The organism is Microbacterium sp. DMC48 (assembly GCF_056313825.1).
On record NZ_JBQUZN010000003.1, the window covers coordinates 807,385 to 822,602 of the forward strand.

The 15,218-nt window shown below is 72.7% G+C and carries 9 protein-coding genes; all 9 read right to left on the reverse strand.

The window, feature by feature from the left end; genetic code table 11:
- Positions 1 to 28: 28 nt before the first annotated feature.
- Complete coding sequence (locus tag ACT53O_RS03740) at positions 29 to 4,537, reverse strand: FtsK/SpoIIIE domain-containing protein (RefSeq protein WP_476151376.1); 4,509 nt, start codon at positions 4,535 to 4,537, stop codon at positions 29 to 31.
- A complete protein-coding gene (locus ACT53O_RS03745) occupies positions 4,534 to 5,331 on the reverse strand; it encodes an FHA domain-containing protein (protein ID WP_135949615.1) in 798 nt (265 codons plus the stop codon). Before ACT53O_RS03745 ends, ACT53O_RS03740 begins: the two co-directional genes overlap by 4 nt.
- Positions 5,328 to 6,998: a serine/threonine-protein kinase gene (locus ACT53O_RS03750; RefSeq protein ID WP_476151377.1), complete on the reverse strand. Its 1,671-nt coding sequence runs from the start codon at positions 6,996 to 6,998 to the stop codon at positions 5,328 to 5,330. The genes ACT53O_RS03745 and ACT53O_RS03750 overlap by 4 nt, the downstream gene beginning before the upstream one ends.
- Positions 6,995 to 8,425: an FHA domain-containing protein gene (locus ACT53O_RS03755; RefSeq protein WP_476151378.1), complete on the reverse strand. Its 1,431-nt coding sequence runs from the start codon at positions 8,423 to 8,425 to the stop codon at positions 6,995 to 6,997. Before ACT53O_RS03755 ends, ACT53O_RS03750 begins: the two co-directional genes overlap by 4 nt.
- Before the next feature lie 11 nt (positions 8,426 to 8,436).
- Positions 8,437 to 9,279, reverse strand: a complete 843-nt coding sequence (locus tag ACT53O_RS03760) for a PP2C family protein-serine/threonine phosphatase (protein ID WP_294981068.1) — start codon at positions 9,277 to 9,279, stop codon at positions 8,437 to 8,439.
- On the reverse strand, positions 9,276 to 10,448 hold the full coding sequence (locus ACT53O_RS03765) for an RDD family protein (RefSeq protein WP_378793671.1): 1,173 nt from the start codon (positions 10,446 to 10,448) through the stop codon (positions 9,276 to 9,278). The genes ACT53O_RS03760 and ACT53O_RS03765 overlap by 4 nt, the downstream gene beginning before the upstream one ends.
- Positions 10,441 to 12,864: a transglutaminase TgpA family protein gene (locus ACT53O_RS03770; protein WP_476151379.1), complete on the reverse strand. Its 2,424-nt coding sequence runs from the start codon at positions 12,862 to 12,864 to the stop codon at positions 10,441 to 10,443. Before ACT53O_RS03770 ends, ACT53O_RS03765 begins: the two co-directional genes overlap by 8 nt.
- Positions 12,861 to 14,180, reverse strand: a complete 1,320-nt coding sequence (locus ACT53O_RS03775; protein ID WP_476151380.1) for a DUF58 domain-containing protein — start codon at positions 14,178 to 14,180, stop codon at positions 12,861 to 12,863. Before ACT53O_RS03775 ends, ACT53O_RS03770 begins: the two co-directional genes overlap by 4 nt.
- 65 nt (positions 14,181 to 14,245) lie before the next feature.
- On the reverse strand, positions 14,246 to 15,217 hold the full coding sequence (locus ACT53O_RS03780; RefSeq protein WP_112932281.1) for an AAA family ATPase: 972 nt from the start codon (positions 15,215 to 15,217) through the stop codon (positions 14,246 to 14,248).
- Position 15,218 lies beyond the last annotated feature (1 nt).

Consider the following 15,218-nt stretch of genomic DNA (forward strand, 5'->3'; position numbering starts at 1 on the left):
GAGCGCCCGCGCGCCCGGCCCACCGCGGTCATGTCTGCGCCGCCGAGGAGGCGAGGGCGCCCGACTCGACGCCGACCGGGACGTCCCCGGCCACCAGCGGGAACTGGATGCGCACGGTCTTGCCACGATGAGCCAGGATTCCGCGTCCCACCGGGAGCTCGCCCCGCACCAACCGGGGGAACGGCGTCTTGAGAACGACCTCGCCGTCGATCGTCTCCGGCTGCAGCACGACGCCGCGCCGCGCGGCCTTGATCTCGCCGAGCAGCCCGAAATTCGTCGTCCACTCGCTCATCTCCCCGACCACGACGAAGAACACCTCACCGCGACCGGCGCGTTTGACGAGCGTGGAGAGATTCATCTCGATGATCGACGTGGCGAACTCTCCGATGCCCTCCAGCACGACCAGCGGCACGGGTCCGCCCGCCTGGGCGCGGTCGGCCGCCTCATCGACGGCGCCGAGCACCGCCATGGCCGCCGAGGGAGACTCGGCGGTCGCGGTCCACGCGACAACGTCCTGCACGGGCGATCGACGGTCGCCGATGTAGAACGCGGGCGTGTCGGGCCGCGCGCGCAGCGTCTGCCGCGCGATCGCGGCGGCGGCGGTGGAGCGGCCCGCGCCGGGCGAGCCGGCGACGATGAACGTCCCGCTCGCCTCGATCCCGTACGGGCCGAGGTCGAGATCGGACAGACCGATGGCGACGCCCGCCGCGGTCGTCGCCGGCAGGTCGTCCGCACCGTACTCGACGGGCAGTGCGCGAATGCCGGGAGCGGGCGTCGTGCCGCGTCGCGTCATCGCTTCGGCCATCCGATCGATCGCGAGCGACTGGTCCTTCGTGCTCGACGTGCCGCCGATCACGGCGATCTGCGCCTCGTGGTCGTCGACGATGGCCCGACCGGGCGCCGCGTCGGGGCCGAGGATGTCACGCGGCATCCCGAGGAGCGCATAGCCGTCTTCGTCGGCCATCCGCAGCACGATGCGGCGTTGGATCATCGCCTGCAGAGAGGTGGGCACGCTCTGGCCGCGGTCGGCGGTGAGGGCCACGTGGATGCCGAGCCCGCGACCGTCGGTGAGCACCTGCTGGAACGCGCGGTAGGCCTCGGCCCGACCGGGCACACCCTCGAACGCGGAACGGAACGCGGGGAAGCCGTCGACGAGCAGGAGGATGCGCGGCTCGTCGGGGCGGCCGGCGAGAGCGCGGTACTCGGTGAGCGTGGAGGCGCCCGCCGCCGCATACGCGTCGCCGCGACGGTCGAGCTCGCTGCGGAGCGTGGCGAACAGGCGATCGATGCGTTCCGTGTCGTCGCCGGAGATGACGGCGCCCACGTGCGGCAGCGACTCGAGCATGCGCAGGCCCCCGGTCGCGGCATCCAATCCGTAGACGTGGACGGGGCCGCCGCGCGGAGTGATCCCCGCCGACACGGCGAGCGTGCGCAGGGTCACGGACTTTCCCGAGCCGCCGGTGCCGAAGATCGCAAGGTGGCCCTCGGTGTCGGGCTCGAAGAAGAAGGGCACCTGGTCCTGGCGCTCGGGCACATCCACGACGCCGAGCACCAGCCGGGCGTCGGTGCGCTGGTGCAGCTTGGTCTGGTCGAAAGTGGTGGCCAGCTCGTCGAGCCACGGCCGACGCGGCGGCGCGATGCGGGCGAGCTGCGCGGCGTCGCCGAAGCGCGCCACGAGCAGCTGCTGATCGTTGGGGCCGAGATCCTCGGTCTCGGCGGGCGCCTCGACGGCGGCCTTCTCCCACACCGGCGCGTCGCCGAGCAGGAACGGACGCACCTCGACGGCGGGTTCGGCTTCGGCCCGGAGGCTCCACCCGCCCGAGTAGGCCGACTGGAAGAGGTTCATGCGGCCCGGACCGGTCTTTGCGATGCCGCGTCCCGGGATGCCGGGATCGAACAGTGCCGCCTCCTTCGAGCCGATGACGTCGTCGGAGTCGGTCTCGTCGGCCATGCGCAGCGCGACGCGGAGGTTGGTGTTGGCGCGCAGGTTGTCCTTGATGACACCGGCGGGGCGCTGCGTCGCCATGATGAGGTGGATGCCGAGCGAGCGCCCACGTTGGGCGATGTCGACGACGCCGTCGACGAACTCGGGCACCTCCTTGGCGAGTGCGGCGAACTCGTCGATGACGAGGACGAGTGCGGGGGGAGCGTCGGGGTCGGCGGCCTTCTCGAGCTCGAGGAGGTCTTTCGCCTTCTTACGGTTGAACAGGTGCTCGCGGTGATGCAGTTCGGCGCGGAGGCTCGTCAGCGCCCGGCGGACCAGATGGGGGCTGAGGTCGGTCACGAGGCCCACGCAGTGGGGCAGGCTGACGCAGTCGGCGAAGGCCGAGCCGCCCTTGTAGTCGACGAACAGGAACGTCACGCGCTCGGGGCTGTACTCGGCGGCCATGCCGAGCACCCACGCCTGCAGGAACTCGCTCTTGCCCGAGCCGGTCGTGCCGCCGACGAGGGCGTGCGGACCCTGCTGGCGCAGATCGAGGTGCAGAGCGCCCTGCGCGCCCTGTCCGACGAGGGCACGAAGCTTGGGCTGGTAGCCCGCGCCGGAGCGCGTCGCACGGATCGACGCATTCTGCGTCCACCGGTCGATGACGGCGTCGGCGCTCGTCGCCATGTCCGACCCCAGCAGCTGCAGCAGGGGGATGGTGCGCGGCACGTCCCCGGCGTCCTCCGCGACATCGCCGATGTCGGTGATGCGGGCGAGCGCCCGGGCCACGACGCCGAAGCGCGCGGCATCCAACGCCTCCACGCGCAGCGGCGCGATGACGGTGCCGAGGCGCACGAAGTTGGCGCTCGCCTCCCCGTCGGCGGGAAGCTCGACCCACGTGCGGCAGGCGGCGGGCAGGTCGGACACGCGCGACGTCGCCCACACCGGGATGACACCGCTGCCGGCGGCACGCTCACTCAGCTGGATGAGTCGCCCCCGGTCGACGGGCGCGTCGGGCGTGATGATCACGACGTATGCCGGAAGCGGCATCTCTTCCTCGCGCCCCCGCGACTCGCCGACCTCGGCGCCGGCGGCGGTCGCGGCATCCGTCGCCTTGAGCGCCCGCAGACGCCGCAGCTGCTTCGTGCGGGTGTCGACCAACTCCTCCAGCTCGGCCAGCAGGCGCGACGCGGTCGCCGCGTTGTCGGCGATGGGGGCCGTGCCGAGGGCGTCCTCGGCGGCCCACGTGTGGGGCAGCCACTTGAGGTCGGCAAGCGCCGCACGGGTGGCCGGGCCGACGAAGGCGACGATGTGGACGTCGGACGGCGCGTGCAGCCCCGCCGTCTGGGCCAGCAGCGCCCGCGCCGTGTCGCCGACGCGCGCCGTCGAGCCGGCGATGCCGATCGCGCCGGCCTCGGCCAGCGACTCGAGGATCGGCACGTCGTCGACCTCGCGGAACGCGTCGACGACCTCGTCGAGGCGGTCGACGTACGACGGGATCGCCGCGTCGCGCTTCGTCGACTCGGCGACGGAGTTGCGACTCGGGGCGGTGCCGTCGCCGAGACGGACGTGCAGGAACGACCAGTGCTCGGGCCGGCGCGTCCACACCAGAGGCCCGGCGGCGAGCGCGTCGGCGCAGATGGGATCGAGCTCGGGCACCTCGCCGCGGCGGACGCGGCGCTCGGTCTCGCGCTCCTGCTCGAGGCGGGTGGACAGGCGGGTGAGCTGCTGCTCGAAGCGGTCCTTGTCGCGCTGCAGCTGCGCGCGGCCCTGCAGGCGCGTCGTCAGCCAGGTGCCGAGCATGAGAAGCGGGGATGCCGCGACGAACACGAGCGCCATCGGATTCTTCATGACGAAGAAGAGCACGACGCCCATGATCACCGGGGCGATCATCGCCAGCCACGGGAACATCTGCGGAGCGGGCGGTGCCGGCAGGTCGGTGCCGGGCAGCTCCTCGCCGAGGTAGCGCGCCTCCACCCGCGGCGAGCGCACGAACGGCACCTGCCGCCATGTGGAGGGCGCCGCCGTGGCGTCGGCGGGGGCCGCCGTGATGCGAAGGCGCGTGTCGCCCAGCACGGCGTCGATCTGGCCGTCGGCGGCCGTCAGGTAGGTGACCGGCGCGCCGTCGACGAGGATGCCGTTGGCGGAGTTCAGGTCGACGAGTTCGGCCCGGCCCTGCCCGACCTCCAGCCGCGCGTGCCGCTTGGAGACGAGCGGGTCGTCGAGCACGATGTCGCACTGGGGGTCTCGTCCGATGATGACCACCCCGCGCTGCAGCGGGATCGTGGTGCCGGCACCGGCACCCGAGGCGATCTCGACGTCGCCGAGCTTCTGCGGCGGCTGATAGCCGGTCGGCACGATGCGCACGGCCGAGCCCGCACCCAGCTGGACGTGCGAGACGGATGCCGCGGCATCCAGCACCTCTCCCGGGCCCGGAGCGATCGTGCCGAACGCCTCGAGCGTCACCTCGTCGCCCGCCGCCGCCCCGCCGCCGCGCGGATCGAGCTCGGCGATGGTGCGTGCGAGGTCGCCCACGGTCGCATCGGCATCGGCGTTGATGACGAGATCTTCCGGCTCGCCTCCGGGGCGGACCAGCGTGGTGCGCAGCTTCATCCCTGTTCCTTCCTGCGCGGTGCGTCATCGGCGGCGTCGCGATCGTACGCCGCCGGGTCGTCCAGCATGGCGAGGTCCTCTCGCACCACCAGTCGCGAGGCGACGGCGTGCTCCACCAGGCGCACGCGGCGGTTCGTGGCCGAACTGGTCACGCCGCCGCGCAGGCCCGGCACGCCCTGACGGTCGAGCTTGTCGCAGACGTTGTCGAGCTTGCGATTGAAGCGGGTGATGCTCCAGCCCAGGCGCTGCGCCGCAGCGGCCGAGCTGGGCAGTTCGCTCATCCCGGTGCCCTCGCGCCGCAGCACCGGCTCGGCCAGAGCGAGGATCAACAGCTTCTGGCTCGGTGTGAGGGGAACGGCGCCGATCGTCGACTCCCCGTCGAGGACGCTCTCGGGCGCCGTCTCGCGGAAAGCCGGCTGCGCCGTGTGCACGGACAGTTCGTAGGTGGTGGGACCGGCGCTGAAGACGACCGTGGTCACTCCGAACACGATCGGCAGGCGGGCGCCCGGGGCGAGTTGGGCCTGCACCCGCCCCTCCGTGTCGGTGACGGTGGCCGACAGGCGCGAACCGATGTTGACCAGCCACCACAGCCCGGCGGACTGCTCGATCGAGAGGAAGTGGCGGTGCAGGAACCGGTTGTCGTCTATCGCGAGATCGCCCTCCCGGCCGATCGTGAACCGTGTGCCCGACGGCACCGTGATGTACTCGCCCGCGAACTCCACCGTGATGTCGCTGCTCGCGGCATCCGCTGCGGCCTCGTCGAGGGGCGGAACCGTGTCGTGAATGTCGGTCATGGGACGCACTTCCGCATCTCGGTGCTCGCCACGCCGCTCTTGCGGACAAGAGTGACCGCGACGCAGGTGGTGCCCGCGGCATCCACGGGAACGGACACCGTGGGCTCGGTGACCTTGCGGACGTCGCCGTTGCCGGCCAGCGTGTACGCGTACCAGAGGTAGCCGTCGCCGTCCTTCGGGTCGGGGTTGGTCCAGGTGAAGACGACGTTGCCGCCCTCGATCCGGCCGGCGAGCTGCGTCACCGCGGGAACGACGTCTTCGAACGGGTCCTGCGCGACGGCGGTCGTCGACGGCGTCGGAGACGCCTGGGGCTCGACGGCGGGCGCCAACAGGCTCGCACCGACGGCGACGGCCCCCACGACGGCGACGACGGCCGCGGCGATGCCGAGACCGATCCACAGACCGCGGCGGGACCGCGGCACCACCGGCTCGTCCGCGCCCGCGACGGCGTCGGCCTCCGGTGCGGTCGCCGTGCGTGCGGCCGCGGGATCGAGCGTGTGCGCCGTCACCGGCGCCCCGGCGGCGGGGCGGCGGATCGTCGAGGACGTATCGATGTCAACCTGCGGAGCGATCGAGACCGGACCGCGCAACAGCGTCGGCTCGGCCGTGTCGGCCGGGGCGGCGGAGGTGGATGCCGCGGGCAGGGTGCCCGTCGTCTCGGGCGCCCACGGGTTGTCCCTGTCACGGCGGCGGGTGGGGCCGGCGGCGGGGTTCGTGTTCGGTTCGATGCTGACGATGCCGCGGACCCGGGTGAGCTCGCCGTCGGCGTCGTCGTCGGCATCCTCGTGCGGGGCATCGTCGAGGATGTCGATCGGGGTGACCGAGTGGGCGAGTTCGATCTGCACGCGCTGCAGGGCACGGGCGAAGGCGAGGGCGGATTCGTACCGATCGCCCGGACGTTTGGCCATCGCGCGCTCGAGCACCAGTTGCAGCGAGGCAGGGGCGTCGGCCCGCGTCAGCGGCGGCACCGGCTGGGACTCGATGCGCTGGATGAGATCGGCGCCGCCGTTGCGGCCGCCGGGCTGCTCGAACGGCGAGCGCCCGGCCAGCAGCGTGTAGACGGTCGCGCCCAGCGCATAGACGTCGGTGGCGACCCCGGATCCCGGGGCGTCGCTGAACGCCTCCGGCGGCGACCACGGAATCGACATGCCCCCCGACGACTCCTCCGACTCCGCCGTCGTCGCGATGCCGAAATCGGTGAGCGCGGGGCGGTTGTACTCGGTGACGAGGATGTTGGCCGGCTTGATGTCGCGATGCAGGATGCCGGCGCGATGCGCGGTCTCGACGGCGGCCGCGACCTGCACACCCACCCGCAGCGCCTCGGCGACGGAGAACGCCGCCGTACGGGAGCGCACCTGCAGGTTGGGTCGCGAGCAGTACTCCATGACCAGGTAAGGCCGGCCGTCGTCGGACACGCCGGCCTGGTAGATCGTCACGATCGCCGGGTGTGTCGACAGCAGAGCCATGACGTTCGCCTCGGCGGTGAACTGCTCGGCCGAGCCCGACGCCAAGCGGTCGGGCAGCATGACCTTCACCGCGACGCGGCGGCGGGGAAGCTGCTGCTCATAGAGATAGACGTCCGCGAACCCACCCGAGCCGAGCACGTCGACGTAGGTGAATCCGGGCAGGGCGGGCGGCGGTGCCGGCGGACGCTTGGCGGCGCTCACGGGAGGTCCTCGAAGGTCACGGTCACGTCGTCGCCGAGATCGAGGACGTCACCGGTGACGACCATCGTCGGCTCGTTCGGGTGCAGCCGCACCGGTTCGCTGCCGCCGCGCAGCAGCACGGTGCCGTTCGTCGTGTCGAGGTCGGTGACGAGCACGTGCTCGCCTTCGGCACGGATCTCGACGTGGCTGCGCGAGATGTCCTGATCGGGGCTGTCGACCGCGACCAACGTCGGCAGGTCGGCTCCCGTGGTGCGCGTCGATTTCGGGCGACGGCCGATGATCACCGGGCGTTCGAGCTCGACGACCCGACCGGTCGACAACCGGATGCGCCCGCGAGCCGGCCGGCGGGCGGGAACGTTGTCGGTCGAATCGAACGCGGGTCGCTCGGCGCGCAGCGCCCGCATCTCGGCGACGGCGATCGTCGCACCGTCGTGGTCGCCGAGGTCGCCGTGGTCGCCGAGGGCGTCGCGTGGCGCGGGCTCGCGCTCCGGCGACGCGGGCTCGCCGGACGCGGTCTCGACGTCGTCGGGGTGCGCGTCCTCGGGGTCCGCGACGACGATGGCGGCGGCCGAGACCGGGCGTGCGACCGTCTCGCCCCAGAGGAGGTCGTATTCGTCGACCGGGGGCGCGGCGGCATCCTGAACGTCGGTCGCCTCGGGGATCAGCGTGTCGGCCGAGGTGTCGGCAGCCGGCGCCGCGGGCTGCGGCTCGGCGTCCGGCGCGGGCTGCGATACGGGGGCGCCGCCGAACAGCCCTGGCGGCACCGAATCGATGACCGATTCCGAGGAGACGGCGGATGCCGAGGTGACGTGGACGGCCGGTTCTTCCTCGGCATCCGACGATTCCTCGGCGTCAGACGGCGCGTCGGCCGGGGCCTCGGCCGCAGCCTCCGCCGGGGCCGGAGCCACGGCCGGCGCGGAGGCTGCCGGCGGAACGGGAGAAACAGAGGGAGCGGAAGCAACCGATGCGGCGGCGAGGACGACCTCGACGAGATCGGCGCGCACCACTCCGGACTGCAGCGGCACGTCGGCCGCGGGTGCGTGCGTGCCCGGGTGCGGGGCGACACTCACACGCACGGCGCCCGGGACGAAGCGTTCTGTCCAGGTCGCCACTCCCCGTCCCGACACGGCCTCGGTGTGGTCGCCCTCCACGACGACCTCGACGTCACCGCGCACGGCCACGCGCGCACCGCCCGCCTCCGCGATCGCGAGTGCGAACGGCGGGATCGCCGTGAGGGACGTACCGAACGCACCCGTGAGCGCCTCGAGAACGGCACCGATGCCCCCCGCACCCAGCCCGCGCCACACGCCGGCGGCCGTCGCGGCCGACACGGCCGGAGACAGCAGCACGACGGCGTCGCCGTCGGCCGCGAGCCACCAGGCGTCGGTCGTCGTCGCCGGCCGGTAGTCGATCCGCGTCTTCGTCATCGCATCCGTCATCACACATCACCTCTCGTGCCCGCGCGCGGTCGGGTGTCGCCGTCCGCTTCGGCTCGGCGCGCCCCTGCGGGTGCCGTGTCGTACACGTCGTCGAAGCCGGCGACGTGCACGGCGTCCACGACCACCGCGGTGACGTTGTCGCGTCCGCCGTGCAGCAACGCCTCATGGATCAGTCGCGTCGCCGCGGCTTCGGGATCGCTCTCCTCGGCGAGGATGTCGCGCAGACGATCGGCCGGCACCTCGCCGGACAGGCCGTCGGAGCAGACCAGGATGCGATCGCCCGGCTCGGCCGGCACCATCCAGTAGTCGGCCTGCCCTTCGCTTCCGGCGCCGATCGCCCTCGTGATCTCATTGCGGCGGCTGTCGGTCGCGGCGTCGGCGCCGGACAGCACGCCGGCGTCGAGCAGTTCCTGCACGACCGAGTGATCGACGCTGATCTGCTCGAGCACGCCCTGCGCGAAGCGGTACGTGCGGGAGTCGCCGACGTTCACGGTCAGCCAGTATCCGACCCCACCGACGTCGGCGACGACGACGCCCGACAACGTCGTGCCCGCCGCGCGTCCGTCGCTGGCGATCGCCTCCACACGCGACCGGGCGCGCCGCAGCGCCGCGCGCACCTGGTCGATGGCGAGACTCGCACCGCCGACCAGGTGGGCGAACTCGGCCACGACCGCAGCACTGGCGCGGTCGCCCGCGTCGTGTCCGCCCATCCCGTCGGCGACGAGGAAGAGGGGCGCCTGCGCGAGGTAGGCGTCTTCGTTCACGCGGCGGCGAAGACCCGTGTGCGACGCCGCACCGACGCGGACGGCGATCGGGGGCTCCGCCGGCGTGGCGTCGGTCACGAGGTCACCTCGACGGTCACCTGCCGGTCGCCGAAGACGAGCACGTCTCCGGCCCGGACGCGAGTGCGCTCGCCCGGCTCCAGCGGGAGGAGGTCGTCACCGCGGCGCACCGCGACCCCGTTGGTGGAGTGCCGATCGACCACCCACACCGCGCGATCGTCGTCGGGGATCATCTCGAAATGCGTCTTCGACAGCGACAGCGTCTCATCGCGCACGGGTGAGACCATCGCGCCCGTCTCGGGTGCGGGATTACGGCCGAAGAGCGTGCGACCGTAGAGCGCCTGCCGCGTTCCGTCGTCCCACACGAGGCGCGCGAAAGGACGCTCTCCGGTGGAGATCCGGGTCTCGTCGATGCTCTCGATGACCACGCCGGCACCGGATACGGGCCCGCGATCGGCGGCCGGCGCGCCGGAGACCGGCGGCGTCGCGTCGGACACCTCCACCGTCGGCAGGCCGGGTGCGGGCGCGGGCGCGGGCTGATCGAGTCGGTCGGCGTCACTCACCCCGGGGACGAAGGAGATGACGCCGCTCGCGAGCGGAGTGCTCCGCACCGGCGCGGGAGGCTCGGCAGGCGACCAGCCGCCGAGTTCGGGCGCCGGCGCCTCCGGCAGAATCGGGGCAGCTGGCAGCACCGTCGGCGCCAGACTCGACGGGGGCGACGGGGGCGCCGCCTCCGCGCGGGAATCTGCTGCCGGCACCGGCGAGCGGCCGGCGACATCGGTCATGACGGCCCCCACGGCGCGGTCGTGCCATCCCCGGTGCCACGGCGACGAGTCGAAAAGCGGGGAGAAGTACCCGACGACGATCGCGCCGCCCAACGCCCAGACGAGGTTGCGGCCGAGCGCGCGGCCGAAGCCGAGGCGCGATGCCGGGGCCGACGCATCGACCGCCCCACCCTCCCGCACGAGTCGCAGCCCGAGCGCGCGCATGCCGAGCGAGCCGGCGCCGGCCTGCATCAGGGTGTAGACGACGAACCAACCGAGACCGATCACGTACGCCAGGGCCACGGCCAGCGGCAGGGGCAGTGCCCCTCCGGTGCCGAAGGAGATACCGGCGAACACGCCCACCGCGATCAGCAGGACGACCATCCCGATCGCCGCGTCGATCAGGTAGGCGCCCACCCGCCGGCCCACCTGTGCCGGGCGCCGCACGAGATCCAGATCAGTCATCGGAGGACTCCGTTCCACGAGGGCGGATGCCGCGGCGCACGCGCGCGACGACGGCGCCACCGGTGCCGGCGATCGCCTGGCCGAGGGCGTGCCACGACCAGCCGCTGCGGCGCAGCGACCGCACGCTCAACCGTGCGCGAAGGCGCTGCCAGACGGTCGTCGATCCGCGCATCTGGCCGACGATGTCATCGACTTCGCGCCAGAAGGCGTCGACATCCTCGGGTGCGGGGTCGCCCGGACCGAAGACATCCACATCGGCGCGGGTGGCGAGCTGCGTGACGCGCGGGTCGTCGAAAGTCGAGCCGACGACGAGCGCGCTCTCGGCACGGGTCGCCCCGATCGCCACCGGAGCCCGCAGATCGACGGCCGAATCGACCAGTTCGTCCCAGCCTCCCGAGATGCGGTCCGCGGTGCGCTCGGCGTTGCGTCGGCGCGCACGGCGCACGCCCTTGATCACGCCCATCACGATGAACGGCGCCGCCAGCAGCAGCAGGATGCCGAGGGTGAGGCCGCCGTACAGCAGCACGGGTCCGAGCCAGCTGAGGTCTGCGGCCTGCTCCTCGTCCTGGTCGCGGTTCTCCGCGATCGCCGGGGGCAGGTCGGCGGGCTGCTGGGCGGGCGGCGGCGGCTGGAGCACCTGGGGCTTCGGGTTGGCCTTCGGCTTGGTCGACTGGTCGTTGGGCTTGTTGTCCTCGTCGGGGGTGGGATCGAACGGAACCCAGCCGTAGCCCTGGAAGGCGATCTCCACCCACGCGTGCAGGTTGCCGCCGGTGGCCGTGAGCGTCGGACCGTCCTGCGGGTGCTTCTCGTCGGCGTGCCAGCCCATCACGACGCGTGCAGGCATGCCCAGCTGCGTCGCCATCAGAGCCATCGCGACGGCGTACTGCTCGTCGTCGCCGACCATCTGGTCGCCTCCGAAGAGCGACGTGATGCGGTTGGCCCCGTGTCCCGACAGCGAGACGACGTCGTCGCCCAGGCCGTGGCTGAAGAAGCCCTGCGTGTGCAGGTAGCTCTCCAGTGCCCGCGCGCGCTCGATCGGGGTGTCGGCGCTGGCGGTGGCCTTGGAGGCGATGTCGGCGATCTTCTCCGGAATGCCCGTCTGCTTCGGCATCTTGAGAGCCGCGAACGGCACGTCGGCCAGCGCCGTGTCGCTCGGGAGGTCGGGGATGACGGTGTCGATCGTGTACGCGTCGCCGGACGCAAGCCCCGCAGGGGCGACGGCGGTGCCGGTGGCGTCGTTGAAGTGCGTCGTGCGGGCAAGCTCCGATGCCCGCGGGCCGTCGAAGGTGAAGTCGCGGACGGCGCCCACATCGGGCACCCACACTCCGCTCAGGTCGCCGATCTCCACCCGCAGCGTGGCCGCGGTGCCGGTCGCCGCGGGAGACATGTTGGAGCGGATCGGGGTGAACGCGCTGGAGGAGCCGGCCCCGTCGTCGGACACGTTGTAGACGATGCCGTCGTACGCGTCCATCGTCGCCAGCCGCACGCGGCCGTCCTTGGGCAGTCCCGTCACGGTGAACAGGGTCTTGTCGGCGTCGTCGCGCACGGAGCCGCGGAAGGACTGCAGCGGACTCGGATAGTCGGTGATGTCGAACGGCGGCACGATGAAGTCGCGCAGGATGTACCGCGGCGGGGTGGCGACCGCGGCGGTGGCGATTCCCGCGGCCGAGGCGACGGCGAGCACGATCCCACCGGCGACGAGTCGGCGCGTGCGCGAACTGCGCACCGCCCCGGCATCCGAGGCGCCCGCCGACTCGATCCGCACCGCGGCGCGGTCGTGGTCCCACGCGCGGCGCAGCGCGAGCCAGACCGTCGCGACGACGGCGAAGACGATGCCCTGGACGAGCGGGGCCGCGGGCTGCGCGACACCCAGCAGGATCGTCGCGACCAGCACCGCGAGCGCGGGCAGCAGAGCCCAGGCGCCGTGGCGGGCCCGGAGCGCCAGCGATCCGGTGAGGACGGCGCCGACGAGAGTGAGGATGAAGGGGACCACGAGATGGCCGTCGGATGCCGCGACCGGCGGCACCGTGGTCAGCAGCTGCTTCCATGACGTGATCGTCCCGAGGGCGAGCTGCTGCAGGGTCTCCAGCGTCGGGACGACGCCGAGCAGCGCCGTGTGCGGCAACGCGAGCGCACCGCCGAAGACGATGTAGGCGCCGATCGTCGCGCCGGCCAGGCTCAGCACCCCGAGGCGCCACCGGGCTCCCGCCCAGGCCAGCGCCAGCCCGAGAGCGAGCCCGCCGACGCCGGCGACGAGGTACTGCGGCGAATCGAAGGTGGGGGCGAACCCGACGATCGACACCGCGAGCAGCAGGGCGGCGGCGGTCAGGTCGAGAGCGAGAACGCGCGGCTCGATCGTCGCCGCCTGTGCAGCGGGGCGCGGGGCGCGACGCGGCAGCCGCGGGCGCGCGCTCACGAGAGCACCTTCCGGACGGCCCGCGGCAGCTGGTCGAGCGCACCGACGGTGACGACGTCGGCCTCGCCGATGCGCTGCAGTGCCGGTGCGTCCACCCGGGTGTCGGCGACGACCGCGAGTGCGCGCACGCCGAGCGGCAGTCGTGAGCAGGCGAGGCGGAGTTCGGCCGCGTCGGTGCGCGAGCCCGTGACGAGCACGACGACCGCGGCATCCGGCGCATGGGCCGCGATGCCGCCGGCGAGCGCGACGATCCCGCCGAGCCGGGCGCGCGAGTTCCCGAGCATCGAGAGCTCGTCGAGGAAGCGGCGGGAGCTGAGCGAGCGCAGCGGCCCCTGCTGAGTGCGCGCATCGAGGACGCGGGAATCCCGCAGGGCGCGCAGGCCGATCGACCCGGCGACCGAGATGGCGAGTTCGAACTCCGCCGCCTCGCGATACTCGTCGGGAAGCGTGGACAGGCCCACGACGAAGTGCGAGCGGCGCGTCTCTTCGTACTGGCGCACCATCACCTCGCCGACCCGCGCGGTCGACTTCCAGTGCACGTGGCGCAGGTCGTCGCCGGGCTGGTACTCCCGCAGCGCGTGGAAGGACACGTCGTCGCGCGCGAGGTGCTGCACCGGCAGACCCTCCAGGTCGCGGAGGTGGCCGAGCGACAGGCCCTCCAGCGCCGTCGTCTGCGGGTGCACGTACAGATCGACGGCCTGGCGGCGGTCGTGCGCCCGTTCGAACAGCCCCAGCGGGTCGCCGCGGCGAACGCTCACCGGTCCGACCGAGAGCACACCGCGTGTCGTCGTCGGAATCGCGAAGACCTCTTCGTGCTCCTCGTCGGGCGCGAGGCGCGGCACCTGGAAGACGCCGCGCCCGGCGCCGACGGGAAGGATGACTTCGGAGGGCAGCAGCGTTCGCGGCGTGCGGTTGGCGAGCATGAGCCCGCCGACGGCGCGCTCGCCCACGACGACGCGAGTGCGCGTGAGGTCGAGCCCGATCTCGTACGTCGTGCGGCCGAAGAGGAAGCCGAGGCTGATGATCAGGGTCACCGTGATGACGGCGGCGATGACGAGGAACTCGCGCCAGCCGTAGGCGAAGGCCAGCCACCAGACGAGCACGGCGGTGGCGATCAGCACCCACCCCAGTGGCTGCACGACGTCGCCGATCGCCCGCAGCACGCGGACGACGCGGCGGCGCACCGCGTCGATGCGCTCCCGCCGGCGCTCGGCCGCGGTGGCCTCCCGGGGAGCGACGAGGGGCGCGTCGGCTTCGCCGTCGGCATCCGACGTCGGCGGCGTCGGGGCGACGGGCGCGGCGGCGTCCGCGGGCACGCCGGAATCATCACCCCGTCGCCGCGCGCGGCGCGACGGGGTGAGAGTGTCCGGTGCCGGCGACATCAGCTGGCGGCCCGCGCCAGGGGGGCCTCCACGGCGGAGACCGCCCGCTGGACGATGCTCTCGGCGGTCGTTCCGGAGAACTCCGCCTCGGGGTCGAGCACGAGGCGGTGCGCCCACACCGGCACGGCGAGGGTCTTCACGTCGTCGGGCACCACGAAGTGGCGACCCTGCGCGGCCGCGTAGACCTTGGCGACGCGCATCATCGAGATCGCTCCGCGCACCGAGACGCCGAGGCGGGTCGCGTCGGACGCGCGCGTGTGCTCGACGAGCTGCGCGGCATACCGCGCGACCACGGGGTCGACGTGCACGGTGGCGGCAAGGTCCGCCATGTCGGCAACCGCGCTCGTGGTGATGATGGCACCGAGGGATGCCGACGGGTTGCGGTCGACCGCCCCCGCGAGGATCCGCTCGGTGACGGCGAGCGTCGGGTAGCCGATCGAGGTCTTCAGCATGAAGCGGTCGAGCTGCGCTTCGGGCAGTTTGTACGTTCCCGACTGCTCGATGGGGTTCTGCGTCGCGATCACGAGGAACGGTCGACCCACCTCGTGGGCCACGCCGTCCACCGTGACGCGCGACTCCTCCATGACCTCCAGCAGCGCCGACTGCGTCTTGGGCGAGGCACGGTTGATCTCGTCGGCCAGCACGATCGAGGAGAAGACCGGACCGCGGTGGAACTCGAACCGGTGGTTCTGCTGGTCGTAGATCGTGACGCCCGTGACGTCGGAGGGCAGCAGGTCGGGCGTGAACTGGATGCGCGTGCTCGTGCCCTGGACGGAGGCGGCGATGGCCTTCGCGAGGCTCGTCTTGCCGGTGCCCGGGGCGTCCTCGAGGAGCACGTGTCCCTCGGCGAGCATCGCGGAGAGCACCAGGCCCACCACCTCCCGCTTTCCCAGCAGCGCCTGATCGACATTGTCGACGAGACGCGTGAAGGTGTCGCGGAACCACGCGGCCTGTTCGGGGGTCATGCTCATT

What these genes read in the sequence shown, in the direction of transcription:
- ACT53O_RS03740 (WP_476151376.1), bottom strand. Translation starts at nt 4,537, where the DNA reads ATGAAGCTGCGCACCACGCTGGTCCGCCCCGGAGGCGAGCCGGAAGAT.
- ACT53O_RS03745 (WP_135949615.1), bottom strand. Translation starts at nt 5,331, where the DNA reads ATGACCGACATTCACGACACGGTTCCGCCCCTCGACGAGGCCGCAGCG.
- ACT53O_RS03755 (WP_476151378.1), bottom strand. Translation starts at nt 8,425, where the DNA reads ATGACGAAGACGCGGATCGACTACCGGCCGGCGACGACGACCGACGCC.
- ACT53O_RS03765 (WP_378793671.1), bottom strand. Translation starts at nt 10,448, where the DNA reads ATGACTGATCTGGATCTCGTGCGGCGCCCGGCACAGGTGGGCCGGCGG.
- ACT53O_RS03780 (WP_112932281.1), bottom strand. Translation starts at nt 15,217, where the DNA reads ATGAGCATGACCCCCGAACAGGCCGCGTGGTTCCGCGACACCTTCACG.